The sequence below is a fragment of the Nocardia sp. NPDC051929 genome (assembly GCF_044548645.1).
Classification (GTDB): Bacteria; Actinomycetota; Actinomycetes; order Mycobacteriales; family Mycobacteriaceae; genus Nocardia; species Nocardia sichangensis.
Genome location: NZ_JBIUCG010000007.1, coordinates 221,858 through 248,168, shown reverse-complemented (window position 1 = coordinate 248,168; position 26,311 = coordinate 221,858). Strand labels below are relative to the sequence as shown.

General features: G+C 69.6%; 23 protein-coding genes. 8 read left to right on the top strand and 15 right to left on the bottom strand.

Annotated features, from left to right (window positions below; genetic code table 11):
- Position 1: 1 nt before the first annotated feature.
- The 4 genes from ACIHAX_RS11610 to ACIHAX_RS11595 form a co-directional block, all read right to left on the bottom strand.
- Positions 2 to 235 carry a DUF167 domain-containing protein gene (locus ACIHAX_RS11610; RefSeq protein ID WP_364437822.1) on the bottom strand — a complete coding sequence of 78 codons (234 nt, stop codon included), beginning with the start codon at positions 233 to 235 and terminating at the stop codon, positions 2 to 4.
- Complete coding sequence (locus ACIHAX_RS11605) at positions 192 to 1,184, bottom strand: DUF4349 domain-containing protein (protein ID WP_397277171.1); 993 nt, start codon at positions 1,182 to 1,184, stop codon at positions 192 to 194. The genes ACIHAX_RS11610 and ACIHAX_RS11605 overlap by 44 nt, the downstream gene beginning before the upstream one ends.
- An 88-nt stretch (positions 1,185 to 1,272) precedes the next feature.
- Positions 1,273 to 4,626 (bottom strand): error-prone DNA polymerase, encoded by a 3,354-nt coding sequence (locus tag ACIHAX_RS11600; RefSeq protein WP_397277169.1) that lies wholly within the window; start codon positions 4,624 to 4,626, stop codon positions 1,273 to 1,275.
- A 54-nt stretch (positions 4,627 to 4,680) separates the two neighbouring features.
- Entirely contained in the window at positions 4,681 to 5,136 is a 456-nt protein-coding gene (locus ACIHAX_RS11595; RefSeq protein WP_356964698.1) for a hypothetical protein, read from the bottom strand.
- 226 nt (positions 5,137 to 5,362) lie between these two features.
- Between ACIHAX_RS11595 and ACIHAX_RS11590 the strand changes: the two genes are divergently transcribed.
- Positions 5,363 to 6,319, top strand: coding sequence for an SDR family NAD(P)-dependent oxidoreductase (locus ACIHAX_RS11590; protein WP_355079004.1), 957 nt, complete (start codon positions 5,363 to 5,365; stop codon positions 6,317 to 6,319).
- A 38-nt stretch (positions 6,320 to 6,357) separates the two neighbouring features.
- Here ACIHAX_RS11590 and ACIHAX_RS11585 read toward each other — a convergent pair whose 3' ends face one another.
- Positions 6,358 to 7,113 carry an alpha/beta hydrolase gene (locus ACIHAX_RS11585; RefSeq protein WP_355079002.1) on the bottom strand — a complete coding sequence of 252 codons (756 nt, stop codon included), beginning with the start codon at positions 7,111 to 7,113 and terminating at the stop codon, positions 6,358 to 6,360.
- A 196-nt stretch (positions 7,114 to 7,309) separates the two neighbouring features.
- On the opposite strand from ACIHAX_RS11585, the gene ACIHAX_RS11580 reads away from it, so the two are divergent.
- Complete coding sequence (locus ACIHAX_RS11580) at positions 7,310 to 8,008, top strand: class I SAM-dependent methyltransferase (RefSeq protein ID WP_364437833.1); 699 nt, start codon at positions 7,310 to 7,312, stop codon at positions 8,006 to 8,008.
- Positions 8,009 to 8,014: 6 nt separating this feature from the next.
- Here the strand turns inward: ACIHAX_RS11580 and ACIHAX_RS11575 are convergent, their stop codons facing one another.
- On the bottom strand, positions 8,015 to 9,601 hold the full coding sequence (locus tag ACIHAX_RS11575; protein WP_364437836.1) for a DNA polymerase Y family protein: 1,587 nt from the start codon (positions 9,599 to 9,601) through the stop codon (positions 8,015 to 8,017).
- A gap of 25 nt (positions 9,602 to 9,626) precedes the next feature.
- On the bottom strand, positions 9,627 to 10,418 hold the full coding sequence (locus tag ACIHAX_RS11570; RefSeq protein WP_397277165.1) for a hypothetical protein: 792 nt from the start codon (positions 10,416 to 10,418) through the stop codon (positions 9,627 to 9,629).
- Positions 10,419 to 10,972: 554 nt separating this feature from the next.
- On the opposite strand from ACIHAX_RS11570, the gene ACIHAX_RS11565 reads away from it, so the two are divergent.
- Positions 10,973 to 12,094: a serine/threonine-protein kinase gene (locus tag ACIHAX_RS11565; protein ID WP_355078994.1), complete on the top strand. Its 1,122-nt coding sequence runs from the start codon at positions 10,973 to 10,975 to the stop codon at positions 12,092 to 12,094.
- Positions 12,095 to 12,122: 28 nt separating this feature from the next.
- Here ACIHAX_RS11565 and ACIHAX_RS11560 read toward each other — a convergent pair whose 3' ends face one another.
- Together ACIHAX_RS11560 and ACIHAX_RS11555 are read right to left on the bottom strand one after the other, a co-directional pair.
- A complete protein-coding gene (locus ACIHAX_RS11560; RefSeq protein WP_157111826.1) occupies positions 12,123 to 12,758 on the bottom strand; it encodes a response regulator transcription factor in 636 nt (211 codons plus the stop codon).
- A gap of 96 nt (positions 12,759 to 12,854) precedes the next feature.
- A complete protein-coding gene (locus tag ACIHAX_RS11555) occupies positions 12,855 to 14,174 on the bottom strand; it encodes a PspC domain-containing protein (protein ID WP_397277163.1) in 1,320 nt (439 codons plus the stop codon).
- A gap of 213 nt (positions 14,175 to 14,387) precedes the next feature.
- On the opposite strand from ACIHAX_RS11555, the gene ACIHAX_RS11550 reads away from it, so the two are divergent.
- From ACIHAX_RS11550 to ACIHAX_RS11540, 3 genes are all read left to right on the top strand, one after another.
- The gene (locus ACIHAX_RS11550; RefSeq protein ID WP_364437842.1) at positions 14,388 to 16,103 is read left to right on the top strand and encodes a PspC domain-containing protein; all 1,716 of its coding nucleotides are present in this window, start codon (positions 14,388 to 14,390) and stop codon (positions 16,101 to 16,103) included.
- Positions 16,096 to 16,314, top strand: a complete 219-nt coding sequence (locus ACIHAX_RS11545) for a hypothetical protein (RefSeq protein ID WP_355078988.1) — start codon at positions 16,096 to 16,098, stop codon at positions 16,312 to 16,314. The genes ACIHAX_RS11550 and ACIHAX_RS11545 overlap by 8 nt, the downstream gene beginning before the upstream one ends.
- A 94-nt stretch (positions 16,315 to 16,408) precedes the next feature.
- A complete protein-coding gene (locus ACIHAX_RS11540; RefSeq protein ID WP_355078986.1) occupies positions 16,409 to 16,543 on the top strand; it encodes a hypothetical protein in 135 nt (44 codons plus the stop codon).
- Positions 16,544 to 16,597: 54 nt separating this feature from the next.
- Here the strand turns inward: ACIHAX_RS11540 and guaA are convergent, their stop codons facing one another.
- Positions 16,598 to 18,172, bottom strand: coding sequence for a glutamine-hydrolyzing GMP synthase (gene guaA / locus ACIHAX_RS11535; RefSeq protein ID WP_355078984.1), 1,575 nt, complete (start codon positions 18,170 to 18,172; stop codon positions 16,598 to 16,600).
- 119 nt (positions 18,173 to 18,291) lie between these two features.
- Between guaA and ACIHAX_RS11530 the strand changes: the two genes are divergently transcribed.
- Positions 18,292 to 19,092, top strand: coding sequence for an alpha/beta fold hydrolase (locus ACIHAX_RS11530; protein WP_355078982.1), 801 nt, complete (start codon positions 18,292 to 18,294; stop codon positions 19,090 to 19,092).
- Positions 19,093 to 19,238: 146 nt separating this feature from the next.
- Here ACIHAX_RS11530 and ACIHAX_RS11525 read toward each other — a convergent pair whose 3' ends face one another.
- Together ACIHAX_RS11525 and guaB are read right to left on the bottom strand one after the other, a co-directional pair.
- Complete coding sequence (locus ACIHAX_RS11525; protein ID WP_355081654.1) at positions 19,239 to 20,402, bottom strand: GuaB3 family IMP dehydrogenase-related protein; 1,164 nt, start codon at positions 20,400 to 20,402, stop codon at positions 19,239 to 19,241.
- Between the two features lie 290 nt (positions 20,403 to 20,692).
- Positions 20,693 to 22,237: an IMP dehydrogenase gene (gene guaB, locus ACIHAX_RS11520; RefSeq protein ID WP_355076308.1), complete on the bottom strand. Its 1,545-nt coding sequence runs from the start codon at positions 22,235 to 22,237 to the stop codon at positions 20,693 to 20,695.
- A 224-nt stretch (positions 22,238 to 22,461) separates the two neighbouring features.
- On the opposite strand from guaB, the gene ACIHAX_RS11515 reads away from it, so the two are divergent.
- A complete protein-coding gene (locus tag ACIHAX_RS11515; RefSeq protein ID WP_039795739.1) occupies positions 22,462 to 22,875 on the top strand; it encodes a DUF5319 domain-containing protein in 414 nt (137 codons plus the stop codon).
- 238 nt (positions 22,876 to 23,113) lie between these two features.
- On the opposite strand, the gene ACIHAX_RS11510 is transcribed toward ACIHAX_RS11515, so the two are convergent.
- The 3 genes from ACIHAX_RS11510 to ACIHAX_RS11500 all read right to left on the bottom strand — a co-directional run bounded on the left by ACIHAX_RS11510 (position 23,114) and on the right by ACIHAX_RS11500 (position 25,867).
- Positions 23,114 to 24,289 (bottom strand): anti-sigma-D factor RsdA, encoded by a 1,176-nt coding sequence (locus ACIHAX_RS11510; RefSeq protein ID WP_397277159.1) that lies wholly within the window; start codon positions 24,287 to 24,289, stop codon positions 23,114 to 23,116.
- Positions 24,282 to 24,860 carry a sigma-70 family RNA polymerase sigma factor gene (locus tag ACIHAX_RS11505; protein WP_039795737.1) on the bottom strand — a complete coding sequence of 193 codons (579 nt, stop codon included), beginning with the start codon at positions 24,858 to 24,860 and terminating at the stop codon, positions 24,282 to 24,284. The genes ACIHAX_RS11510 and ACIHAX_RS11505 overlap by 8 nt, the downstream gene beginning before the upstream one ends.
- A 134-nt stretch (positions 24,861 to 24,994) precedes the next feature.
- Positions 24,995 to 25,867, bottom strand: a complete 873-nt coding sequence (locus tag ACIHAX_RS11500) for a hypothetical protein (RefSeq protein ID WP_356964709.1) — start codon at positions 25,865 to 25,867, stop codon at positions 24,995 to 24,997.
- Positions 25,868 to 26,311 lie beyond the last annotated feature (444 nt).

Genomic DNA, 26,311 nt, shown 5'->3' with positions numbered 1-26,311 from the left:
GTCAAGGCATGTCGATTTCGAATCGTTTGAAGCGGGAGGTCGCACCCGCCGTCAGCCGGACGGCGGACTTGGGGACTCCGTAGTGGCCTGCGAGCAACTCGATGGCGGCCTTGTTGGCCTTGCCTTCGACGGCGGGAGCCCGCACGTACAGCTGCAGGCTCCCGTCGTCGAGGGTCTCCACCAGCGGTCCCTTACGGCTGTTCGGCTTGATCGTCGCCCTTACCACCGTCGGCACTCTTGCCTCCTGCGCTGGTCTCCGCGCCATCCGAGGCGCTGCTCACCGGCTCCGGTGCCGATTCTCCCGCACCAGGCGTGGGCTTGCGCCGCCGCACCAGGCGCACGATCCCCCACAGCACAGCGGCTACCACCGCGAGGAAGCCCAGCCACGGAATCGCTTTGCCGCTGAACACCATCGCGTCCTGCAGCCAGTCCACCAGCGAGTTCCAGCCGGAGACGATGCCGTCCCAGAAGTTGTCGGGGTCGTCGCCGGAGTTCTTGTGATCGGTGGTGACGTCGATGGTCAGCGTGGACAGGGCGACCTGGTCGTCGAGCCTGCGCTTCTGCGCGGTGAGGCTGTCCAGCTCACCCTGGCGGCTGGACAGCGCCTGCTCGGCGGCGATCAGGTCGGAGGTGGTGGTGGCGCCCGCGATGAGTCCGCGCAGCCGGTCGACCGAGGCTTGCAGTGCCTTGATCCGCGCGTCCAGGTCCTCCCAGTGCATGGTGACGTCGTCGCGATTGGTGGTGACCCGGGTGATCTGTCCGACCCCGCCGAGGCCCGCGATGAACGCGTCGGTCTTGTCCGCGGGCAGCCGGACGACGAGCGTGGCGCTTGGCTCGGTGTCGTCGGTGCCGGGCTGCTCGGTGCGGCTGTCGACTCGGCCGCCCGCGGCGCGCACCTGGTCGATGATCGTGCCCGCCGCGGTGACCGGCGCGTCCGCGGTGATCTCGACGCTGCCGGTGACCACCTCCTTGCGGGCGGACGTCGGTTCGGCGCCGGAGTTGTCCTCCCGCTTGGGCGGCGCCTGCTCGTGCAGTCCCGGGGGCACGAGCGCGGGAGCCGCGGGTCCCGGCCCGGTGACGATCGTCGGCGTCCGATCCCGAGCGGGTGCCGCGTTGTCGTCACCGCAGCCGGTGAGCAAGATCAACCCCAGCGCGCCGACGCACAGCACAGCAAGCTTCCTCATGCCTGGCACAGTAGCCGTTCGCACTGCGCGAAAAGCCGCGCATAACGGTTCTCTAGAACGCTTCTAACACTTCCTTAAAGCAACCGGCTCAACGGAAGTCGCGCGATTTGGACGCCATCCGCAGATCCATGCGCTGCAGATGTTCGGCGACCACGCTGACCACGCCCTCGGCATTCTGCACCCGCCCGCGGATGAGCAGCGCGGCCGCGCCTTGGGCCAGGCGCCGGTAGCGCCGCCACAGCCCCAGCGAGCAGACGATGTTCACCATGCCGGTTTCGTCTTCCAGATTGAGAAAGGTGATGCCCTCCGCGGTCGCGGGACGCTGCCGATGCGTCACCGCGCCGCCCACCAGGACCCGCGAGCCGTCGGGCACGGTGCGCAGGCCGGAGGCGGGTATGACGCCGAGGGCGTCCAGGTGGGAGCGCAGGAACTGCGTCGGGTAACTGCCCGGCGAAACGCCCGTGGCCCAGACGTCGGCGGCGGCCGTCTCCAGATCGCTCATCCCGGGCAGGACGGGCGCGGTGGTGGACGCGCCGGTGCCGGGCAACCGGTCCGGGCGCTCACCCGCGGCGGCGCCCGCCGCCCAGAGCGCTTCCCGGCGGGCGCTGCCCAGGCTGCCGAGCGCGCCCGCCGTGGCGAGCGATTCCGCTTGCGCGACAGTGAGTTCCACCCGGCTGGTCAGGTCGAGGAAAGACGTGTAGGGTCGCTCGCCCCTGGCGGCGACGATGCGCTCGGCGAGGTCGTCGCCGATCTGGCGGATCGCGGCGAGACCGAGGCGCACTTCGGTGCCCTTCGCCTCGAGGGTGGGCTCGGCGCGGCTGGCGTTGACGTCGGGACCGTGCACCACGACCCCGTGCCTGCGCGCGTCGGCGACCAGTGATTGCGGCGAGTAGAACCCCATCGGCTGGGCGCGCAGCAGACCCGCGCAGAAGGCGGCGGGATGATGCAGTTTGAACCAGGCCGAGTAGTAGACGATCGAGGCGAAGCTCTGCGAATGACTCTCGGGAAAGCCGAAATTCGCGAAGGCGTAGAGCTTCTCGTAGATACGGTCGGCGACCTCGCCGGTGATGCCGTGCCGCTCCCGCATGCCCTGGTAGAGCCGCGCTTTGAGACGTTCCATGCGCTCCGGTGACCGCTTGGAGCCCATGGCGCGGCGCAGCTGATCGGCCTCCACGGCGGTGAATCCGGCGACGTCGACGGCCATCTGCATGAGCTGCTCTTGGAACAGCGGCACGCCCAGCGTGCGTTCCAGCGAATTCTTCAGCGCCGGATGGTCGTAGACGACGTCCTCGGCCCCGTTGCGCCTGCGGATATAGGGATGCACCGACCCGCCCTGGATCGGGCCGGGGCGGATCAGCGCCACCTCGACCACCAGGTCGTAGAAGCTGCGCGGGCGCAGCCGGGGCAGGGTGGCCATCTGCGCACGCGACTCCACCTGGAAGACACCGACCGAGTCCGCGCGCGAAAGCATCTCGTAGACCTCGGGTTCGGCCAGGTCGAGCGCGTGCAGCTCGACGGTCTCGCCTTCGTGCTCGCGCACCAGGTCGATCATGTAGTGCAGCGCGGAGAGCATGCCGAGGCCGAGCATGTCGAACTTCACCAGATCGATGGCCGCGCAATCGTCCTTGTCCCACTGCAGGACGCTGCGGCCGGACATGCGCGCCCATTCCACCGGGCAGACGTCGGCGATCGGCCGGTCGCAGATCACCATGCCGCCGGAATGGATGCCGAGATGCCGCGGCAGCCCCTCGATATCGGCGGCCAGTTCCAGCACCTCGGCGGGGATGTCGGTGTTCGTCTCCGCGCCCACGCCGGTCCAGCGGCTCACCTGCTTGCTCCACGCGTCCTGCTGGCCGGGCGAGAAGCCCAGCGCCCGTGCGGCATCGCGCACCGCGAACTTGCCGCGATAGGTGATCACATTGGCCACCTGCGCGGCGTATTCGCGGCCGTACTTGCGGTAGACGTGTTGGATCGCCTCTTCTCTGCGATCGGATTCGATGTCGACGTCGATGTCCGGCGGGCCGTCGCGCTCCGGGGAGAGGAAACGCTCGAACAGCAAGTGGTTGCGCACCGGGTCGACATTGGTGATGCCGATCGCGTAGCAGACCGCGGAGTTGGCCGCCGACCCGCGGCCCTGGCAGAGGATGTCGTTGTCCTTGCAGAAGCTGACGATGTCGTGCACCACCAGGAAGTAACCGGGGAATTCCAGGTCGTTGATCACCGCGAGCTCGTGCTCGATCTGCCGGTAGGCCTCCGGGTTCTCCTGGGGAGTCCCGTAGCGCGCCGCGGCGCCCGCCATGGCGAGTTCGCGCAGCCAGGACTGCTCGTCGTGTCCGGCGGGCACGTCGAAGGGCGGCAGGTTCGGAGCGATCAACTGCAGGTCGAAGGCGCATTCGCGAGCCAGGGCCGCCGCGTTCGCCACCGCCTGCGGGCAGTCGGCGAACAACCGCGCCATCTCCGCCCCGGACCGCAGGTGCGCACCGCCCGCAGGGGCCAGCCAGCCCGCTATCTCGTCCAAGCTCTGCCTGGCCCGGATCGCCGCGAGCGCCATGGCTCGGCGACGCCCGCTCGGTGCGGCGAAATGCGCTCCGGTGGTGGCGAGCACCGGGAGGCCGAGACGATCGGCCAGGGCGATGAGATGAGCGTTGCGCTCGTCGTCCTCCGGGATGCCGTGATGGGTGAGTTCCACGCTCACCCGATCGGCGCCGAAGCGGTCGGTGAGTTCCCGCAACGCGGCTTCCGAACGCTCGAGCCGGGTGCTGCCCGCGCGCGAGTCGAGTTCGAGCGCCTGGCGCAGGTGACCCTTCCGGCATCCGGTCAGGATGTGCCAGTGCCCCTCGGCCGCCGCGGTGAGCGTGTCGAGGTCGTAGCGCAGGATGCCCTTCTCCCCTGCGGCCATGTGCGCGGCGGCGATCTCTCGGGAAAGCCTGCGGTAGCCCTCTTGGCCGCGGGCCAGCACCAGCAGGTGCGGCCCGGCCGGGTCCGACGCGCCGGTGCGCGGCGCCGAGTCGGGGGCGGCGGCGTGCCCGCGCACGGCGCCCGGCACGTGTGGTTCGAGTGCCGTGCCGAGCGACAGTTCGGCTCCGAAGACGGTGGGCATGCCCCATTCCTTGGCCGCCTCGGCGAAACGGACGGTGCCGTAGAAGCCGTCGTGGTCGGTGAGCGCGATCGCCGTCAGGCCGAGCCGCACCGCCTCCTCCACCAGTTCCTCCGGCTGGCTCGCACCGTCCAGGAAGCTGTAGGCCGAATGCGCGTGCAGCTCCGCGTACGGGACCGTCGGTTCATCGACAGGGCGCACCGGCTCGGGCCGGTACTCGCCGCGCTTACGCGACCACGCCGGACTGTCGCCGCCGTCGCCCGGATACGTCACATCGGGGCTCGGCCGCCCGGACAGCACCCGCTCCATCTCCGCCCAGCTGGGCGGACCGTTTCCCCAGCTCACGACTCACCTCCTCGTCTCGAACATACATTCGAAGACGGACGATGTACAGGCAGGTCAGGACGCCCGGAGACGCTCCACGGAACCGGCGGACAGAGCAGCCTCGACACCTTTCAGACGAGTCCGGATGAGCGCGCCGTAGGCATCGGAGGCGAGGACGTCGAGATGCCCGCGCGCGATGGCCAACTGCATCCTGGCCACTTCGAACTCGCCGACCCGGCGATGACTGTCGGCCAGGTTCAAGTAGAGCGACGGCAAGAAGCCGCGCAGGCCTTCATCGAGCGGCACACCGGGCCCGAACACCGCGGCCAGCGCGCGCTGATCCCAGCGCAGCGCCTCGGCGGGCTCCTCCTGGAGATCGGCGAGATGATGTGCGACCACGCAGCGCTGCAACACCCCGCCGTGTTCGCCGAGTTCGTCCCAGAGCTTTTCCAACGCCCGTCGCCCCGCCGCGGGGTCGACGCCACCGAGCCGCACCGCGGCAAACACCTCCGCCATCCGATCGTCCGACATGCGCTGAGTATCGCACATATGTTCGAACGTTTCGAGAGTTGTTCGATCCGTTTCGCGCATTCGCAAATCCCCAGGCCGCGTGCGGTTCTCGAACCGGCAGGCCGCACCGGCGCGACACGCCGCGACGACCGGGGGCGGCCGATCCCGGATGCGACCGAGAGCACTTGGCAGGGAACTTACTTTGGAGTAAGTTCATGGCCACCAGACCTGCAAAGGAGCAGCAGCGATGACCGACGCCCCCGCTGAGCCCGCCCGCCGCCGGCGCCACAACCGCGACCTCACCGGGCGGCATGTCCTCATCACCGGGGCATCCTCCGGGATCGGGCGGGCGGCCGCGCTCGCGGTCGCAGGCAAGGGCGCCACCGTGTTCCTGCTCGCGCGCCGTGGTGAGGAACTCGCCGCGGTCGTCGACGAGATCAGGGCGGCGGGCGGCTCGGCCTACGGGTACTCCTGCGACATCACCGATTCCGATTCCGTCGACCAGGTGATCAAAACCGTCCTGGACGAACACGGTCACGTGGACATGCTGGTGAACAACGCCGGCCGCTCCATCCGCCGCGCCATCCACCGCTCCACCGACCGGTTGCACGACTTCGAACGCACCATGGCCGTCAACTACTTCGGCGCGCTGCGGCTGACGCTGGCCCTGCTGCCGCAGATGCGGGAACGCAAGTTCGGGCACGTCGTCAACATCAGCAGCGCGGGCGTGCAGGTGGCCACGCCGCGGTTCTCGGCATATCTGGCCAGCAAGGCGGCACTGGACAAGTTCACCGAGGTGGCAGCCGTCGAGACCATGGCGGACGGCGTCACGTTCACCACCATCCACATGCCGCTGGTGCGCACGCCCATGATCACCCCGAGCGGCGACCAGGGCCCCGCCGAGTCGCCCGAGTGGGCGGCCGCGACCATCGTGCGCGCCCTGACCGAACGGCCCAAGCGCATCGACGTGCCTTTGGGCACCATCGCCGAATACGGCGCGCTGCTCACCCCGAAGATCCGCGACCGCGTCCTACACCGCTACTACCGCGCGCTACCCGACTCCCCCGCAGCCAAAGGCGAGTCGACCACCCCCGAAGAACCGGCCGAACCACACCCCCAGCCCCGCCCCCGATCAACCACACGCCGCCTCACCGGCACGGCCCTACGCCGCGCCGCCCGCTGGGTCCCCGGCACGCACTGGTAAGGCGTCCGTGACCGCCACAACCATGTGCCACTCGCGGTTCAACCCGCCAGGAATGGGCGGACGGTTGCGGCGAAGTCGAAGTAGCGGTCGCGGTGGATGCTGTGGCCGCAGGTGAAGGTGGTCACCGTGCAGTCGGTGATGCTTTCTTGCAGGATGGCGAGTTTCTCCGGATCGACCATGCCGCCCGGTCCGCCGCACAACACCAAGGTGGGCGCGGTGATGTCGGAGAGTCGGTCCCACCACTCCGGGTTCGGCTTACGGAACTGCTCCAGCGCGGTCTTCGTCATGGAGCGGTCGAAGGCGAGCACCGCGCGCGGGTGCCGGACCAGGCTGGAAGTGGCGTGCCACAGTTCGGGCGCGGTGGGAAACCGGCGGGTCAGGCGCAATTCCTCGGCGCCGGACCGCAGCGGGAGCGGGCATTCCTCGATGACCAGCCTGCGCACCAGTTCCGGGCGCTCCTGCGCGACGCGCGACACCGCGTAACCGCCGAGCGAATGCCCGACCAGATCCACCACGGGCAGTTCCAGGTGGTCGCACAGGCGCAGCAGATCGTCGCCGAACTCGTCGAAGAGATAGGAATCGGTGTGTGAGCTACGGCCGTGTCCGCGGAGATCGGGGATGATCACGCGGCGTCCGGATCGCACGAGAACACGCGCGAACCGGTCCCAGGTGTACCCGTCGCCGCCCATGCCGTGCACGAGCAGCACAGGGATGTCGCTGACCGCACCCACCCCCGAATCCCGATAGGCGATCCGCACGTCTCCGAATGTCACCTGGCCAAGCGTCAGATCCACGACATAGGAGGATACCGGCAGTCATGCCATACCCCGGCGTGGTGTATCGCTGATCACCCAACGGCGAAAACGCAGTTCGAACGGCACTTACCAGGTCCGATACCCGCGCCATCGCGAAGTTCGTTGCCCACATTGGTGTTTCGACCGGCGCGAAAAATCCCTGGCGCGTGGGCGAACTCGGAGCAATACTCGCCGCATGCCCTCCTTCGCCGATTTCGATCGCCGCGACTACCGCACCGTCGACGTGGCCACGGGGTACGACGGTTGGGCCCCCACCTACGAACAGACCGTCCTGGACGAGATGGATCTCGCTCTGCTCGGGCGACTACGGCTGGACCTCGGCCGGGTGCGGCGCGCGGCCGACCTCGGCTGCGGCACCGGGCGAACCGGAACCTGGTTGCGAGACCGCGGAATACCGCACATCGACGGCGTCGACGTGAGCCAGGGGATGCTGGCGTTGGCGGCCGAGCGCGGCGCCCACACCACGCTGACCCGAGCGGACGTGCGAGCCACCGGTCTGCCGGAAGGCGCCTACGACCTGGTGATCGCGTCGCTGATCGATGAGCACCTACCGGAGCTGGCGCCGTTCTACGCGGAGGCGTGGCGGCTGGCCGCACCGGGCGCGCGCTGCGTACTGGTCAGCTACCACCCGCAATTCATCATGGTTTCCGGAATGCCGACGCACTACACCGACCCTTCCGGCGAACCGGTGGCGATCAGCACCCACCTGCACTTGGTCAGCGAGCACCTGTCGGCCGGTTTGGCCGCGGGCTGGGTCCTCACCGAGGTAGCCGAGGCACTGGTCGACGACGCGTGGCTGGCCCGCAAACCGAAATGGGCCGCCCTGCGCGGACATCCGTTCACGTTGGCGACCGTGTGGTCGCGCCCGGAATGAAGCCTCTCAGCCGTAAATCCCTTCGGCGTGCCAGGTTTCGTCGTGATAGACCAGCAGCAGCACCCGGCTGGCGGCGGGGGCGTCGTCGAGTTGGACCTGTGCGCGGGCAGTGAATTCCGCGTCGTCCACATCGGGGGCCCACCAGCGTTCGTCCACCGGCCACGGGCCGGCCCAGCCGATGAGCCGCCACTGTTTGCTCCCCCAGCGCAACAGCGCGGGGTCGGCGTCGAACAGGGCGCGGTCGGTGACCTTGACGGGCGCGCCGTCGGCGGCTTCCAGTCGCACCAGCGGACGGTTCATCAGGATCACGGCGGGGGCGGGCTCGGGCAGCCGGCCCGGCCATGGCTGCGCGGGGTCGGCGGCGGGGACGAGTTCGTCACCCAGCGTGACCATGGTGATTCGTTCGGCGGGGCCGCGTCCGCCGCTCAGCACGCCGACACGCACCGCTTCCCCGCCGAGCAGACCCTGCACTCGGATGAGCGCGCGGCGGGCGCGTTCGTCCTCTTCCCCGTCCCCGCCCCATAAGCCGAGCTGCAGCGCGCCCGCCGTGACCACCTCGACCGGTTCCAGCCGCAGCACGGTGATCGGCGCGGTGGGCCGCGCACCGTCGCGCCGGGTGAGCCAGCCGTCCAGCTGCCAGCGCACCCGATCCGCCGTGCCCTCCGGCGTGAGCGGCTCGGCGCAGCGCCAGATTCGCGAAAGATGTTCCCCCGCCGCAGTTTCCGCGTACACCGAAAGCCTGGTGCAGGCCAGCCCGGCATCCGCGAGCGCGCTGTGCAGCCGGGTGGCGAGCAGGCGACCGGCGAAGGCGGCCGCGTCTACCCGCTCGATCGGCGGATCACAGCGGTACTCCACCACCAGATCCGGCGGTGGCTGCCGCGCGGACGGCGGACGCTCCGGCTCGGCCCTGGCACAGCGATGCGCGAGCACGGCGTCGGTGCCGAACCGGGAGGCGACCTCCGCCGCGGAGAGCACGGCGAAATCGCCGATCCTGCGTAGCCCCAAGCGGTGCAGCAGATCGACCAGATCGGCGCGTTCCGGGGCGGCCAGGCTCGGTTCGACCGCGAGTTCCCCCACCGGTAGCGGTGCGAGAAACCGTGCCCCCTCCCCCGCGGGCACGATCGCGGCGCGGCGGGCGGCGATCACCGCCGTGGACAGCTCGTCGGCGATCCCGATCTGCGCTTCCGCCCCGGCCGCTGCCACCGCGTCGACCAGGCGCTCGGCTGCCGCCTCCTCGGATCCGAAGAACCGCGCCGCGCCGCGCGCGCCGAGCACGAGCAGGCCGGGGCGCAGCACCTCCACACCGGGCACCGTCGCGGCCACCGCGGCGACCAGCGGTTCGAACAGTCGCGCGTCCCGATCCTGATCCTGTTGCGCGAGGAACAGCTCGGGGCAGCGTGCCTGCGCCTCCCTGCGCTTCAAACCGCGGCGCACCCCTTCGGCTCGCGCGATCGCCGAACAGGCCACCACCCGGTTGGCGAACAGCACCGCCACCGGCCGTGTCGCGGGCAGGCCTGCCACCGCCGCCGCGGCGACCGCGGGCCAGTCCGGGCACCACAGGGCGAGCACCCGCTTGGCTCCCGGCCGGATCACGGCGCCGCACCGCGGGCCGCGGCACTCACGACACCGCCTCCTGTGTGTCGACGGCTTCGACCGGCGGAGCCGCCTTTTCGCGCAGCACCCATTCCACGCGCCCCGCATTCGGGCACAAATCCAGCCGCCCACGCCGTGGCGGTCCCGCCTTGCCGCGCACTTCGACCGTCAAACCGAGCGAACGCAAGCGTCCGCGCCCGCGGCCGAGACCGGCATACCCCGCGATGCGGGCATCGAGCTGGAGGGACGCGCCGGGCCAGCGACCGTCGGCGACCACCAGGGTGGCGCCCTTGTTGCGGGCGCGGGCGGCGATCACCCGGCTGCGAGCGGGCGCGACGGCGGCGCCCCCGAGTCCGAGTACGACCAGATCGAGCCCGTCGAGCAGCACCGCGGCCACTTCCACCGGGTCGGGGCCGGGATCGGCGATCACGGCCAGCCGCCGCAACTGCGCCCCCATCTCCACCGCGGCGAGCAGACCGAGCCGGGGCATGCCCACCACCGCGGCGTGCCCACCGCCCTCGGTCACCGCGGCGAGCAGACCGGCCAGCAACGAACTCGCTCCCGTGTACGCCACCACGGAGCCCTTGACCAAGCCACCATCCGGCAACAACGGTGCGAGAGCCGTGGGCACCGGCAATGCCGCTCGGCGCGCCCCGTCTCCGAGCGGAGCCCGCTGTGCTGCCGATTCACCGCGACCCGGCACCGCAGCCATGCGGCTACGCAGCTCAGTGAGGGATGGGGTACCTTCCCGCCCACCACCGCGTCGCGCCGGCGCGCCCCGATTCACCCCTCCCTGCGAGATCGCATCCGAACCCATCTCAACCACCTACTTCCCGCGATGGACCCGAGGCGAAGCATGCGGAGCGACCCTCCATTCGAGCGCCAGCACCGATTCAGCTATCGATTCGTATCGAATATACGTTCGATACCGACACAGTAGAAACCGACCCCCGGGTTTCCGTCAAGGGTTCGGCAGCCTCGTGTCGCGGTCACGCGGGTCCGATCCGGCTTCGAGTGGAATCTGTGCAGGTCCAGCACGCGGGTGTCGACACGAGATGGAGTGCGAGCGATCCGCGACAGCCCTCGTTTCGCACCCGCGGCGCCCTCCGCAGGCGAGGCCGCCTGGCCGTCGGCTCCGCCCGGCGACCGCCGCCGGGCAACCTCGCCGCAGCTTCCCCCTGCCCCGCCGCAAGACACATCGGGACCGGATCCGGCGCGCGCCCGGCTACCACGCCCGGCACCGGTTCATCGGTATGGTGTGGGGCACACATTCGAACCGAGAGCGGGCGTGACACATACCAGTGCCTCATGTCCGCCTATGCGCGAACACGAATCAGGCCAGCTAGCCCCATTTTCCGCTACCCTGCACCCGTGACCGAACGCGCTCGTCCTACTGTCGGCCCCCAATATCTCGTCGCAGGCCGCTACCGCCTCCAGTCGAAGCTGGGTGGCGGCGGCATGGGCGCGGTATGGCTGGCGCACGACCGCCTGCTCGACCGGGACGTCGCGATCAAGCAGGTGCTCACCACGGCCGGGCTCGATGAGGCCGAAGCCGAGGCGGTCCGCAACCAGATCATGCACGAGGGCCGGGTCGCCGCGAAACTCTCGCACGACCACGCGATCGCCGTGTACGACGTGGTGCTCGAGGCCGGTGAGCCCTGGCTGGTGATGGAGCACCTGCCGTCGCGCAGTGTCGCGAAGGCGCTCGCGCTGGTCGATACGCTGCCGCCGATCGAGGTCGCGCAGATCGGCGCCCAGGTCGCCGACGCGCTGGCCGCCGCGCACGCGGTCGGCATCGTGCACCGGGATATCAAGCCGGGCAACATCCTCGTCGCCGACCGTGGCACCGGCGTGGGCATGGCGAAACTCAGCGACTTCGGCATCTCCAGCGGCGCGGGCGACCTGCTCGACGAACCGGACGGCGTGATCACCGGCACCCCCTCCTACCTGCCCCCCGAGGTCGCGCGCGGAGCGCAACCGACCAAGGCCAGCGACGTGTTCTCCCTGGGCGCCACGCTCTACACCGCGATCGAAGGACAGCCGCCGTACGGCTTCGACGAGGACAGCGACGTCATCGTGCACCGCGCCGCCATGGCGCAGATCATCCCGCCGACCCGCAGCGGCATGCTCACCCAGGCGCTGCTGCACATGATGGAGCCCGCGCCGCAGCGCCGCCCAACCATGGCCGAGGCGCGCGACGAAATCCTCACCGCCGCTTTCGGTCCCGGCACCGGACCGTACATTCTGGGCGCGCCCGTCCGCACCGAGGACGGAACCATCCCGTTCTGGGCCGCGCGCAATTCGGCATCCGGGATCCGCAGCCAGCACTCCACGCCGCTCCCCCGCCCGCACCGCAACCTCGCGGGAGCGGCCGCGGCCACGCCCCCGCAGCGCACCAGGAATTCTCAGCCCGGCAACGCCCCCCTGGCCATCGCCGTCGGCCTGCTGATCGGCCTGGTCATCATCATCGGGATCATCGTCGCCGTCCTCTGACGTCCGGGCACCCGGAGCCGAACGGCAGTCAGTCGATGCGGCGACGGTGGGCCCATCGGGTCAGGGCGTTGCGGTTGGACTGCTGGGTCTTGCGCAGGACGTTGGAGGCGTGCGTCTCCACGGTTTTGACCGAGATGAAGAGTGATTCGGCGATCTCGCGGTACGTGTAGCCGCGCGCGAGCAGGCGCAGGACCTCGAGCTCACGCGGGGTCAGGGAGTCGAGTTCGGGATCCAAGGGCGGCTCGGGTACCGGGGACCTCCCGGTGAACGAGTCCAGGACGAAACCGGCCAAGCGCGGGCTGAAGACCGCATCGCCGCCCGCCACCCGGCGGATGCCGTCGGCCAGCTCGGCTCCCGAAATCGTCTTGGTGACATACCCTCTGGCCCCGGCCCGGATCACCGCGATCACGTCCTCGGCCGCGTCGGACACGCTCAGCGCCAGGCACACCGGCCCCGGCTCGATACCCGCCAGCACCGCCACCCCACCGCCGTCGGGCATGTGCACGTCGAGCAGGACGACGTCCGGTCGCTCGGCATTGATCCCGGCTACCGCCTCCGCGACCCCGCCGGCCTCACCGACCACCTCCATGTCCGCCTCCCGGCTCAATTCAGCACGCACACCCGACCGAAAAACGGCGTGATCATCGACGAGAAAGACCCGCACGGTCACCTACTTCTCCTAACCGACCCTTGACCCCCAACCCGTACCACACTCGTCCCCCACACGCCTGTCTCGTCCTGGCAGGTGCGCAACGCGTGCCTAGTGGGCGGCCGGAGCGGGCTCTTCGTCCAAGGGGGCGCAGCCGGAATCGGTCCGCGGCATGGTGATTCGGACCTCGGTGCCGCGACCCGGCGTCGACAGGATGTCCACCTGGCCGCCGCGGCGCTCGATCCGGCCGCGAATGGACTTCGCCAGGCCGCGACGATCCTCCGGCACGGACGCGAGGTCGAAGCCGGAGCCGCGGTCACGGACGAAGATGCTCACCTGATGCGGCTCGACCTCGGCGAACAGATCGATCTCCGGGACACCCGCGTGCTTCGCGGCGTTGACCAGCGCTTCCCTGCTCGCGCCGAGCAGGGCGGTGAAGTGTTCCTTCGGCAGACCCGATCCGGAGCCGTCGACGTCCATCGATACGTCGCCGACGGTCACCGGCGCCACCTTCACGCCGTGCTGGTCCTCCACCTCGCCCGCGATGGTCCGCAGGGCCGCGGCCAAGCTCGACTGCGCGGGCCCGGAATCCTCGAACAGCCATTTCCGCAGTTCCCGCTCCTGGCTGCGGGCCAACCGCAGCACTTCCTGCGGGTCGTCGGCCTGACGCTGGATGAGCGCGAGTGTCTGGAGCACGGAATCGTGCAGGTGCGAGGCGATCTCCTCGCGTTCCTCGTTGCGGATGCGGGCGGCGCGCTCGGCGTTCAGCGCGCGCATCATGCGCAGCCACAGCGGAACCGTCAGCAGTCCCGCACCGATCAGCGTGACCGCCACCGCCAGCAGCGCCGATCCGATCGAGCTCAAATTGATCCTGGCCAGCACCACCACACCCAGACCGGCCACGATCAGCGTCGCACCGGCGACGATGCGCGACCAGGTGACCACCGATGGACGCGCGGGCAGCCCGAGCAGCGAACGCGGCCCGTCGACGTCGTACTCCCGCCACACCAGCGCCGCGCCGACCGCCACCACGATGATCGGCGCGATCACCTTCGCCGCGGTCCCGCTGAACACCCAGGACACGGCGATCGCGAGCCCGAGCCCGAGCATCGCGAGCCCGATCGCCTGCCGCCGCTCCGTACCGGAGGGTTTCGCCTGATCCGACCCACCGGGCGTGAAGATCCACAGCACCCCGTACGCGACGATGCCCGCCCCGGCCAGCGCGGACAGCAGCACGAACGCCATCCGCACCTTGAACACGTCGACACCGAGATGGTCGGCCAGACCGCCCGCCACTCCGCCGACGACCCGGCCGCCCGACCGGCGGAAGATCCGCGCCTGCGGCGGCCATGGGACCGGCGCGGGCGCGGGACCCAGCCCACGTGCAGCGTCGAACCCCCGGGTGTCGAACGCGGGAACAGACGGGTACATGTCTTCGATACTGGCACGGCGACGAAGCTGCCAGCATCGGGATTCACCCTGATCTCGCTTGCTCGACCACACCCGCGCCGACCAGGGCGGACGCGGCCGGGCCCGATCGAACCCGTGCATAGCTGAAAGTTTGCTGCATCGGTGGATCGGTCCAAAGTGTTCAGGCTGTTTTCAGGGTTCCCCCCGATGCGCCGATTCACGGATCGGCACACCATGGGAAACATGACGAAAACGAGCTTCGGCGACCAGGTCCAGCAGATATGGCAGACCCGGCCGATCCGATTGCCGCAGCAGGGGCCCGTCGCGGGCGTCGCGGCGGGGTTCGCGCGCCGCTACGAGATCGATCCGGTACTGGTTCGGGTCGCGTTCGTCGTCTCGACGATCTTCGGCGGCGCGGGCATCGTGCTCTACCTGCTGGCCTGGCTACTGCTGAGCGCGGCGGGCGACCAGGCATCCGCGGCCGAGTCGCTGGTCGGCAAAGGCCACAGCTCGCAGTCGCAGACCAAGACCATCGTGTTGATCGTGGCGCTGGCCATCGCGGTCAGCACGATGGGACCGGTCGGTGTCGGTCTCGGCGGATCCGGCCTGATCAGCCTCGCCCTGATGCTGGCGGGCTGGTGGATGCTGCACCTGCGCACCCCCAACCCGCCACCCGGGACCACCGAAGTGTTCGGCGGATTCGCCCCGGAGAGCGGAATCAACGCCACCGGCTACCCCGGCGCGGTCTTCCCGCAAGGAGCGACCCGGACGGTCGGTGATCTGTACGTGCCGCCGACCGCCGTGTACACGCCGTACACCAAACTGCCGGATTCCTACGTCCCGGAGACGTCCGCGCCTGCGGCGGACGGCGCGACGGTCCCGCTGCACAAGCCCGCCGTCGATGACGCGACCGTGGTACCGGACAACGTTGCCGCGCCCGCTGCCGGATCAGCGACGAGTTCGGTCGCCGACGAGAGAGAAACCGACGCTCAGGTCACCGATCAGACCGATTCGCCCGCCACGGTCGGCGATCAAGACGGCCCGGCGGCGGTCGGCAGCGGCCGGATCGATTCGGTCGGCGGAGCCGGATCGGACACGACTCACACCGACCGAGCCGATTCGGCCGGATCGGACTCGACTCATGACGATCGAGCCGAAAGCGGACCAGGCACGAGACCGTCATCGTCCGACGCTGCGATCTCACTCGGCAAAGACGCTCCGGCCCCGGGCCGCGCTCCGAGCTCGCGTGGCCCCGCGGCCGCTCAGCCCGCGATCATCGGCGGCCCGACCCCGCCGTCCTGGGATCCGCTCGGCGTAGCTCCACTCGCCTGGGACCTGCCGGAGCCCACCCCGGCCCGCACCGTCGTCGCCCCGCCGCAGAAGCGTCCGCGCTCGCGCCTCACGCCGGTGGTGATCGGCCTGGCCATCCTCGCGGCGGCGGGTGCCGGTGCAGCGGCGGCCTCGGGCGCGGAATGGATGACCCCCGGCCGGATCGCCGCGGCGGCGCTGGCCGTGATCGGCCTCGGCCTGGTGGTCGGCGCGTTCCTGCGGCGCGGCTACGGCTTGCTCGTGCTCACCGCGCCGCTCGCCGGGTTCGTCCTGCTCGCCTCCGCGATCGGTCCGATCGAATCCGATCAACTGGGCGACCGCACCTGGGCGCCCGCCTCCGCCGCCGATCTGGCCCAGAACTACAAGCTGACCATGGGCACCGGCACGCTGGACCTGCGGTCGCTGAAACTGACCGAGAACCGCACCGTGGACATCGACGTCCGGATGGGCGAAGCCCACATCCTGCTGCCCGCCGACATGACCGTCCGCACCACGTGCACGGCGACGATGGCCGAGGCCCTCTGCCCCGAGGGCATCAGTGGTCCCGGTACTCCCGGCGCGCCGGTGCTCGATCTGAACGTCGACGTCCGCGTCGGCAACGTGGAGGTGCAGCGTGGCTGAGAACGAGAAGAAGGAGACGACCGACTCCCGCCGCGGCCCCGCCGCCTCGCTGCTCATCGCGGGACTGCTGTCCCTCGCGATCAGCGTGTGGGCTTTCGTCGGCCCGGCGTCCTGGCCCGCGGCCGGCATGATCTCGATCGGTTGGATCGTCGTGCTCGCCGCCATCGTCATCGGCATCGTGCTGGTGATCTCCCCCCGCAGACGACGATGAGCGTGCGGCCCGTCCACTTGGACGGGCCGTTTCGCGTTCAGCCCCGAGCCACCGCCGCCGTAGCCGGGCCGCATTCCTACGACAGGACAACCGCATGAAGCGCGACGAACCCGCCGATCAGACGCCACCCACCACCCGGACCACACCGCCCGATCCCAGACCCGGCATCACGAACGGCGTACTTCTGGGCCGCGTGATCCTGTACAGCGCTTTCCACCGCCCCCGCTGATCTCGCACGCGATGACGGCGGCGAGTAGTCACCGCCCGCTGGGCGGCCGGGAGTTCACTCCCACTCGATGGTGCCCGGCGGCTTGCTGGTCACGTCCAAGACCACGCGATTGACCTCCGCCACCTCGTTGGTGATGCGGGTGGAGATGCGTTCCAGCACCTCGTAGGGCAACCGGGTCCAGTCGGCGGTCATGGCGTCCTCGCTGGAGACCGGGCGCAGCACGATCGGGTGTCCGTAGGTGCGGCCGTCGCCCTGCACGCCGACGCTGCGGACCTCCGCGAGCAGCACGACCGGGCACTGCCAGATCTGGGCGTCCAGACCGGCCGCCGTCAGTTCCTCGCGGGCGATGGCGTCGGCCTTGCGCAGCGTCTCCAACCGGTCGGCGGTGACTTCACCGACGATGCGGATGGCCAGACCGGGACCGGGGAAGGGCTGGCGAGCGACGATTTCCTCCGGCAGCCCGAGCTCGCGTCCGACCGCGCGGACCTCGTCCTTGAACAGCAACCGCAACGGTTCTACGAGTTCGAACTCCAGATCGTCGGGCAGACCGCCGACATTGTGATGACTCTTGATGTTCGCGGTGCCGCTGCCGCCGCCGGACTCCACGACGTCCGGGTAGAGCGTGCCCTGCACCAGGAACTCGACCTTCGGCGTCTCGCCGTCGGCCGCACCGTGCTCGAGCACCGCCTCGCCCACCGCGTCCTCGAAGGAACGGATGAACTCCCGCCCGATGATCTTGCGCTTCTCCTCGGGATCGGTCACACCCTTCAACTCGCCGAGGAACTTGTCCACCGCGTCGACGGTCACCAGTTTGGCGCCGGTCGCGGCGACGAAATCCTGCTGCACCTGCTCCCGCTCGCCCGCCCGCAGCAGGCCGTGGTCGACGAACACACACGTCAACCGGTCACCGATGGCGCGCTGCACCAGGGCGGCGGCGACGGCGCTGTCCACCCCACCGGACAGTCCGCAGATCGCGTGTTTGTCACCGATTTGCTCGCGTACCGAGGCGATCAGCGAATCGGCGATGTTCGCCGGAGTCCAGGTGGAGGGGATGCCTGCGAGTTCGTGCAGGAACCGGCTCAGCACCTGCTGCCCGTGCGGCGAATGCAGCACTTCCGGGTGGTACTGCACACCGGCCAACCGGCGCGCGCGATCCTCGAAGGCGGCGACCGGCGCGCCCGCGCTGGTGCCGGTGACCTCGAAGCCCTCCGGCGCGTCGGTGACCGCGTCGCCGTGGCTCATCCACACCGGCTGGATGGTGGGCAGGCCGCCGTGCAGCAAACCACCGTCGATGTTGAGTTCGGTGCGTCCGTACTCACGGGTGCCGGTGTGCGCGACCGTTCCACCCAGCGCCTGGGCCATCGCCTGGAAGCCGTAGCAGATGCCGAAGACCGGCAGCCCCAGATCGAACAACCGCGGATCCAGCCGCGGCGCGCCCTCGGCGTACACGCTGGCCGGACCACCGGACAGGATCACCGCGAGCGGCTGCTTGTCGGCGATCTCCTCCACCGTCGCGGTGTGCGGAACCACCTCCGAGTACACGCTCGACTCGCGAACCCGCCGCGCGATCAGCTGGGCGTACTGTGCTCCGAAGTCGACGACGAGGACCGGTCTCTGGGTTTGTGCCACTCGCCCAGTTTAGTGAGCGGCGAAACGAGCGAATCATCGGCACAGCGGCACCGCGTGGGAGGCGAGCCGACCGCCCGAATCGTCACCCGCGGCCCGGCTCGCTGGTTATCCTTCTGCTCGTGCCCTTCGCCCGCGCGATCGATGCCGACATCCACTACGAGGACAGCGGCGGGGACGGCCCGGTGGTACTGCTGGCGCACGAGTTCCTCATGGACCGCACCATGTTCGCCGCCCAAACGGCCGCTCTCGCACCGGAATTCCGGATCGTCTCCTGGGATGCCCGCGGCCACGGCCGCACCAGGGACGAGGGCCTACCCTTCACCTATTGGACCGCGGCCAGGGACGCGCTGACCGTCCTGGATCATCTCGGCGCCGAGCGGGCCGTCGTCGGCGGCACCGCGCAGGGGGGTTTCACGGCGCTGCGCACCGCGTTGATCGCACCGGAACGCGTCTCCGCGCTGATCCTGATCAGCACCGAAGCACACGGTCCCACCCCGGAGCAGTCCACCGCGACGCAGAAATTCCTCGACGAGTGGTACGACGACGGCTCCCGCGAACGAGCCGTGCACCAGCTGGCTTCCTGGCTGATCGGCGACGACGAGTGGTACCGCTCGATCTGGACCCAACGCTGGCTGGTGCGCGACCGCCGCGGCATCGAGGTGGCGGCGGGCTGCCTGCTCAGCCGGGATTCGGTACTGGACCGCCTCCGCGAAATCGCTTGCCCCGCTTTGGTGATCCACCCCACCCACAGCGGCATGGACCGCGAGCGCGCCCAGGAACTGGCCCACGGGCTGTCCGGCGCGACCTTCATCGAAATCGCCGAAGCCCGACTCGCGGTGACGATGACCCACCCCGAGCCGGTGAACCACGCGATCCAGCAGTTCCTGCGCGCACGAACGAAACCGACCCGCGTGCGCTGAACGCTGTGTCGATTTGCAGCGCCTGCGGCGCATGCGCTTCGACCGCTGGAACGCGAGCCGGGCCGCGAACGGCGCTCGTAAGACTCGCTTCTCCGGTGATCGCCGGGTGGCTGGGAGGGTGCGCCGCAGTACGCTCAGGCCTACCTTCAAGCGCGTACGCTCAGGCCCACCTTCTGGAACTCCTTGAGGTCCGAGTAACCGGCCTTGGCCATCGAACGACGCAGGCCGCCGACGAGATTCAGCGAACCGAACGGATCGTCGGACGGGCCGAAGAGCACCCGCTCCAGGCTGGGGCGCACCGTGTCGCCGACCGGCTCGCCACCGAGATCCCACGGATCGTCGACGTGCAGCATCGACCCGCGCGGCACCGACGGGTGCGCGGCCGCCGACGGCCAGTACCAGCCGCGGCCCGGCGCCTCCGCGGCCACGGCGAGCGGGACGCCGAGCATGGCCGCGTCCGCGCCACACGCGATCGCCTTGGCCAGCTGCCCGGAGGTGGAGATGTCGCCGTCCGCGATGACGTGCACATAGCGACCGCCGGTCTCGTCCAGGTAATCGCGGCGGGCGGCGGCGGCATCCGCGATCGCGGTGGCCATCGGCACGCCGATGCCGAGTACCTCGCCGGTGGTGGTCGCGCCGGGGTAGGAGCCGTAGCCGACGATCACGCCCGCCGCTCCGGTACGCATCAGGTGCAGCGCGGTGCGGTGATCGCTCACGCCGCCTGCGACCACGGGCACGTCCAGGTCGGCGATGAAGGTCTTGAGGTTCAGCGGCTCACCGTCGCCGACATGTTCGGCGGAGATGATCGTGCCGTGCACCACGAGCAGGTCGATCCCCGCCTGCAGCAGCGCCGGGGTGAGCGTGCGGGCGTTCTGCGGGCTCACCCGCACCGCCACGGTGACGCCGGCGGCGCGGACCTGCGCCACCGCGGCGGCGAGCAGATCCGGCTGCATCGGCGCGGCGTGCAACTCCTGCAGCAACGCCACGGCGCGCTCGTAACCGCCCTTGCCGACCAGCTCTAGCAACTGGTCGATCTTCGCGCCGACATCCGCGTGCCGCGCCCACAGTCCCTCGCCGTTGATCACGCCGAGCCCGCCGAGGCGGCCGAGTTCGACGGCGAACTCCGGGGACACCAGGGCGTCGGTGGGGTGCGCGAGAAACGGGATCTCGAAGCGGTAGGCGTCCAGCTGCCAGGACAGCGAGACCTGCTTCGACGAGCGGGTCCGGCGCGAGGGGACGATGTCGACGTCGTCCAGCTCGTAGGTACGCCGGGCGGTCCGGCCCATGCCGATCTCCACCATGTCGCGCACGCGAAATCTCCTTGTCTGATTTGCAGCGCCTGCGGCGCTGCGTGTTCGCGGCCCCTTATGGCTCGCGTTCCAGCGGTCGAGACTCGCGCCTGCGGCGCATGCGCTTCGACCGCTGGAACGCGAGCCGGGCCGCGAACGGGCGCTCGTAAGACTCGCGCCTCCAGTGGTTACTTGTGGGGGCAGGTGGGCAGCACAAAACCGCCAACTCGCCGCAGGTCGCTCACCGCCACAGCCGGTGGGCAAGCTCCATCATGCACGGACCGGTTGGTCCTGTACATGAACCTAGTGGGCTAACCCCGTCCGGTGTAGTTAGGGGCCTCGACGGTCATGGTGATGTCGTGCGGGTGGCTCTCCTTGAGACCCGCCGCGGTGATCTGCACGAACTGGGCTTCCTGCAGATGCGCGATCGACTGCGAGCCGGTGTAGCCCATGGCCGCGCGCAGACCGCCGACCAACTGGTGGATCACCTGGTTGACCGGGCCGCGGAACGGCACTCTGCCCTCGATGCCCTCGGGGACCAGCTTGTCCTCGGCGAGCACGTCGTCCTGGAAATAACGGTCCTTGGAGAACGACTTCGCCTGGCCGCGGCCCTGCATGGCGCCCAGCGAGCCCATACCGCGATAGCTCTTGAACTGCTTACCGCCGACCAGGATCAGCTCGCCCGGCGACTCGGCCGTGCCCGCGAGCAGCGACCCGAGCATCACCGTGGACGCGCCCGCCGCGATGGCCTTGGCGATGTCGCCGGAGAACTGGATGCCGCCATCGGCGATCACCGGGACACCTGCCGGCTTGCACACGGCGACCGCCTCCAGGATCGCGGTGATCTGCGGCGCGCCGACACCGGCGACCACGCGGGTGGTGCAGATCGAGCCGGGGCCGACGCCCACCTTGACCGCGTCCGCGCCCGCCTCGACGAGCGCGGCCGCGCCCTGGCGGGTGGCCACGTTGCCGCCGACCACCTGGATCCGGTCGCCGACCTCGGCCTTGACCTTGGTCACCATCTGCAGCACCTGCACCTGGTGACCGTGCGCGGTGTCCACCACGAGCACGTCGACGCCCGCGTCGGCCAGTGTCATGGCCCGCGACCAGGCGTCCTCGCCGACACCGACCGCGGCGCCGACCAGCAGGCGGCCGTCACGGTCCTTGGTGGCGTTGGGGTACTGGTCGGTCTTGACGAAGTCCTTGACGGTGATCAGGCCGCGCAGGCGCCCGTTGCCGTCGACGATCGGCAGCTTCTCCACCTTGTGCCTGCGCAGCAGTCCGAGCGCGGCTTCCGCGGTGACGCCCTCCTGCGCGGTGATCAAGGGGGCTTTGGTCATGACGTCGGCGACGCGGCGGTTCTGATCCACCTCGAAACGCATGTCGCGATTGGTGATGATGCCCACAAGCGCACCGGTCTCGTCCACCACGGGAAGACCCGAGATGCGGAACCTGGCGCACATCGCGTCGACCTCGGCGAGGGTGTCGGTCGGACGACAGGTCACCGGGTCGGTGACCATACCGGCCTCGGACCGCTTGACCGTCTCCACCTGGGCGGCCTGGTCGGCCGTCGAGAGGTTGCGGTGCAACACGCCCATGCCGCCCGCGCGCGCCATCGCGATGGCCATCCGCGCCTCGGTGACCGTGTCCATGGCCGAGCTGACCAACGGCGTGCGCAGGCGGATCTCCCTGGTCAGCACGCTGGAGGTTTCCACAGAACTGGGGATGAGATCCGAGGCGGCAGGCAGCAGCAGCACATCGTCGAACGTGAGGCCGAGCATGGCGATCTTGTTCGGATCGTCGCCACCCGTAGGAGGGCGGACTGCGATTCGTTCGCCCGATACGGGATTACTCATTCGGATCGACCCCTCCTGGACGTCGATAGCGACCGGCGCCGGTGTCACCGGCGCCGTGACGGCTGATGGGATGGACGTGGTTCGGCGGCGGTGCGATCGGGACCCGCCGTAGCCTGTGCTCCATCGTATCTGTCCGGTGAACTCGCCGACGAAGTGAGCCCACCACCGAAACTGGCAGGCCGCATAGCTGGCGCAGACCACCCTGTTCTGCGTACCGTGGGGATGTGCGTGACCATCTACCACCTGGCTTGCCGCCGGATCCGTTCGCCGGAGACCCCTCCGACCCGTCCGCCGCGCTCGATGCCATCGAGCCCGGCGAACCGCTGGATCCCCACGAGCGCCTTGCGGTCGAGGAGGATCTCGCCGACCTCGCGGTGTACGAGGCGCTGCTGGCCCACCGCGGCATCCGCGGACTCGTGGTCAGCTGCGAAGACTGTAGGCAGGACCACTACCACGACTGGGACATGTTGCGCGCCAACTTGCTTCAGTTGCTGGTCGACGGCACGGTCCGCCCGCACGAGCCCGCCTACGACCCGACGCCGGAAGCGTACGTCACCTGGGACTACTGCCGGGGCTACGCGGACGCGTCGATGAACGAGGCCTTCCACGGCGACGGGTTCGACGGATTCGACGGCTGATTCGGGCTCGATCGAACCGCACGCGGGCCTTTCGAGGCTCGCGTACCTCGCCTTTGCCGCTGTGATTTTCGACGCACACGATTACTTCGGCAGACGCACCGCGAGGTTCCGTCGCGGGCGGACACGCCCATGAGTTACCACCCTATGGTCAGCCGTTGGCTAGACCGACTTCTCCCCGAAAGACAAAAAGCCGACCGCCTGGCTGGCGATCGGTTCTTGCCTGGACCGTTTTCTTCTGTCAGCGGCCGGGCGGCACGAACGAGCCCGGGTTGGGGATGCCGGGGACGCTGAACGTCGGCGGCGGCTGATTGTTGCTGTTGTGGGTATTGGTGTTGCCCGGCGCCGGAGCTGTCGGCGGCTGCTGCTGCGGCGCCGTCGGATTACCGGTGTCTCCCGTAGGTCCGCCCGCAGGCGGCTTGACCTCGGTGACCGGCGGCTCCTGCGGAGCCGTCGGTTCCACGGTGGCCGGCGGCTGGGTGGTCACGGGCGGCGGTGTCGTCACCGGCGGCACCGTGGTCGGCGCGCCACCGCCGTTCGTCGTTCCGCCGCTGTTCGACGTTCCACCACCATTGGGCGCGGTGGCGTCGGCCGAGGGCGAAGGCTTGTTCGTCGGCTGACCGGGCTGCTGCACGATCGTCGAGGTCCCGCTACCTGGCGTCGGGCTGGGCTTCGTGGTCGCGTTGCCCGGGGTGGCACGCGGGTCGGTGGTCTTGGGCACCGTCGCACCCAGCTGATCGGCCAACTCCGGATTGACCTCGCGCAGCTTCGCGAGCAACTGTTCCCACTCGGTCATCAGCTCGGCGCGCTTGTCCGGATCGCTGACCTGCGCGGCATTCTCCTTGGCCCGCTCCAGGCGCACCTTGGCCTGCGTCGGGTTCTGAGTGACCAGCGTGGAAGCCTCGTTCAGGTCGTCGCCCGCCCGCTGGACCACGGTCGTCTGGGCCTGTTCGCTGAACACGACCTCTTTGACCCGCCACAGCGGATCGCCCGGCTCGGCGTTGTACGAGAACGCCGTCATGCCGCCGATGACCAGGGCCAGCGCGGCCGCCGTGCCCATGATCGGACGTAGTAGCCGCAGTCGCCCGCCGCCGTGCGCCCCGATGCGAACCTGCCGCGCGCCGATCTCCTGGTTGACCGCGGCCACGATCGCGTCCAGGTCCGGCTCGGCCGGCATCGGAGGCGCGATCAACTCCGCTCGCCAGTCCGCGAGCAACGTCGCGAGCTGATACTCCTCGGCGCTGTCGGTGTGCACCGGACCATCGCTGGCGATGGCATCGATCAGAGCATCGTCGCGGCGTACCGCGGCGATGTCGACCGGGCCGGTGTCACCGGACGCCTCGGCGTAGGGACCGCTGTTCCGCGATCCAAGCCGCGCCTTCCAGTCACCCCGACCGCGCTCGCCATCCCTAGCCATACATTTCACCTGCCCTCGCCACTTGTGACTTGAGTTTCGCGAGTGCCCTGTGTTGGGCGACCCGTACCGCGCCCGCCGTACTGCCCACGGCGACCGCGGTTTCTTCCGCTGACAAACCCATGACCAAGCGCAGGATCAAGATCTCTCGATGCTTCTCGGGAAGCGTCGCGAGCAGACGGTTCATCTGCCTGCTCGTCTCGGACTCGAGAGCTCGTTGTTCCGGTCCCTGGTCGGTGGATATGACATCTGGTACTTCGGCCATCGCCTCCGCCTTGTTACGGGCGGCGTTGCGATGCGCGTCGGCGACCTTGTGCGAAGCGATTCCGTAAACAAAGGCCATGAAGGGCCTGCCCTGGTCTTGATACCTGGGCAAGGCTGTCATCACAGCCAGGCAAACCTCCTGCGCAACGTCGTCCGCGGAGAGCTGCCCACGCTCCGCGGCTCCGATCCGCGCGCGGCAGTAGCGCACCACCAGCGGGCGGATCATCTCCAGTACCTGAGCTAAAGCGGATCTGTCGCCCTGCGCAGCGGCAGCGACGGCGAGGTCCAACTCTTCGCCCGTGTGCGTCATCGTCAGAGATATTCCCGGCGTTACAAAGTGGCATGGTCAGGTGACGACCAATGCTTCCACCGAAGGGGCGGAACGGATCTAACAATAGCGACCCGTTGGCCGGAACTGGTCAACACGGTGGACTCCGTGATCACCTACCACCCCGCCATGGGGCGCAACACGCCGCCGGAGCGGGCGATGGCCGCGGCACATTCGGCCGCCTCCGCCGCCGCGTCCCGCGCGCCCGATCCGGCGCGGAGCATGGCACAAGCCCAGCGCAACGGCAGCAGGCCGTGCTCGCGGCACTGCTCGGCGACATCCTCGGCCGAGACGCCCGATCTTCCCCGCGCGTCGAGCGCCACGTCGGCGGCGGCGACCAGCAAGCGTGACTTGACCCGGTGGCGCACCGACGGGGATCGCTCGGCCAGCTCCAGCGCGGCCGCCGCGTGCGCCGCCGCCACCTCGAAATCGCCTGCCGCCAGCGCCGTTTCCGCGGACACCCAGCGCAAGCGGATCGCGGGACGCCAACCGGCCCGATACTGCTGTGCCGCCGACGCGCTGCGCCGCAGCAAGCGGTCGGCCAGCGCGAGGCGCCCGGTTCCGAGCGCGTCGGCGGCGAGTCCGGTGAGCGCGTCGCAGATCGCGTCGGCGCGGCTGGGACGGTAGCCGCCGAACTCCTCGGCGCTGTCCGGCTCCGCTCCGGCGCCGGCGGTGAGGATCAACGCGGCCGCCCGCCCGTCGAACGCCGCGGCGCGCTCATGCCAGCCGAGCTGCCGAAGAAAAGAACCCTCGGTACTTCCCGCCAGTGAGAGGAGTACGGGGTCGTTGCTGTGGTTGCATACCCTTCGCAATTCGGCGCGCGCCGCCGCATAACGGCCCTGGCCGCCGAGAACCACAGCGCGATACCACCGGCCGAGTGCGTCCGACGCGGACGGAAGGTCGGCGGCGGCGCGACCCGGAGCGGCGCCGAAGGCGGCCTCGGCGAGGACCGCGAGGTGAGGATCTCCGAGCGGAGCGGGCGCGAACACGGGCGCACTCTATCCCGTGCGGCACCCGGGCTCCGGCGAGGAAGGTGAGCGACGGCCGACCGGCGACACTCGGGATTTCCGTCGCCGAGCGGATGTTGCCATTAGGTAAATCTCGTCCTGGCTATCGCCGAGCGGCCACGCCGGGAATTCATGCGTGTTTCGCGTAATTAACCTGCCCGCCCCGTTACCGCCATCTTCGGATCCACACCCCACGAACCCCCTCGGCCGCGGCAGTGACCGACATCATCGGCACGAGATCGGCGTCGCGTCGGCGCTACGACCATGAAATCGCCTCTACCAGCGGAAATTGGATCAGTTGCGGCACATGCGGCAGCCACGGACCTCCGGCCAACCGAACAGTATCGCCGGAACCAGCACGAAAAGTAAACAGTTCGGAGGTTAAATTTGGCAGCGCGAGATTTGGAAAAGTGCTGCGCCGAACTA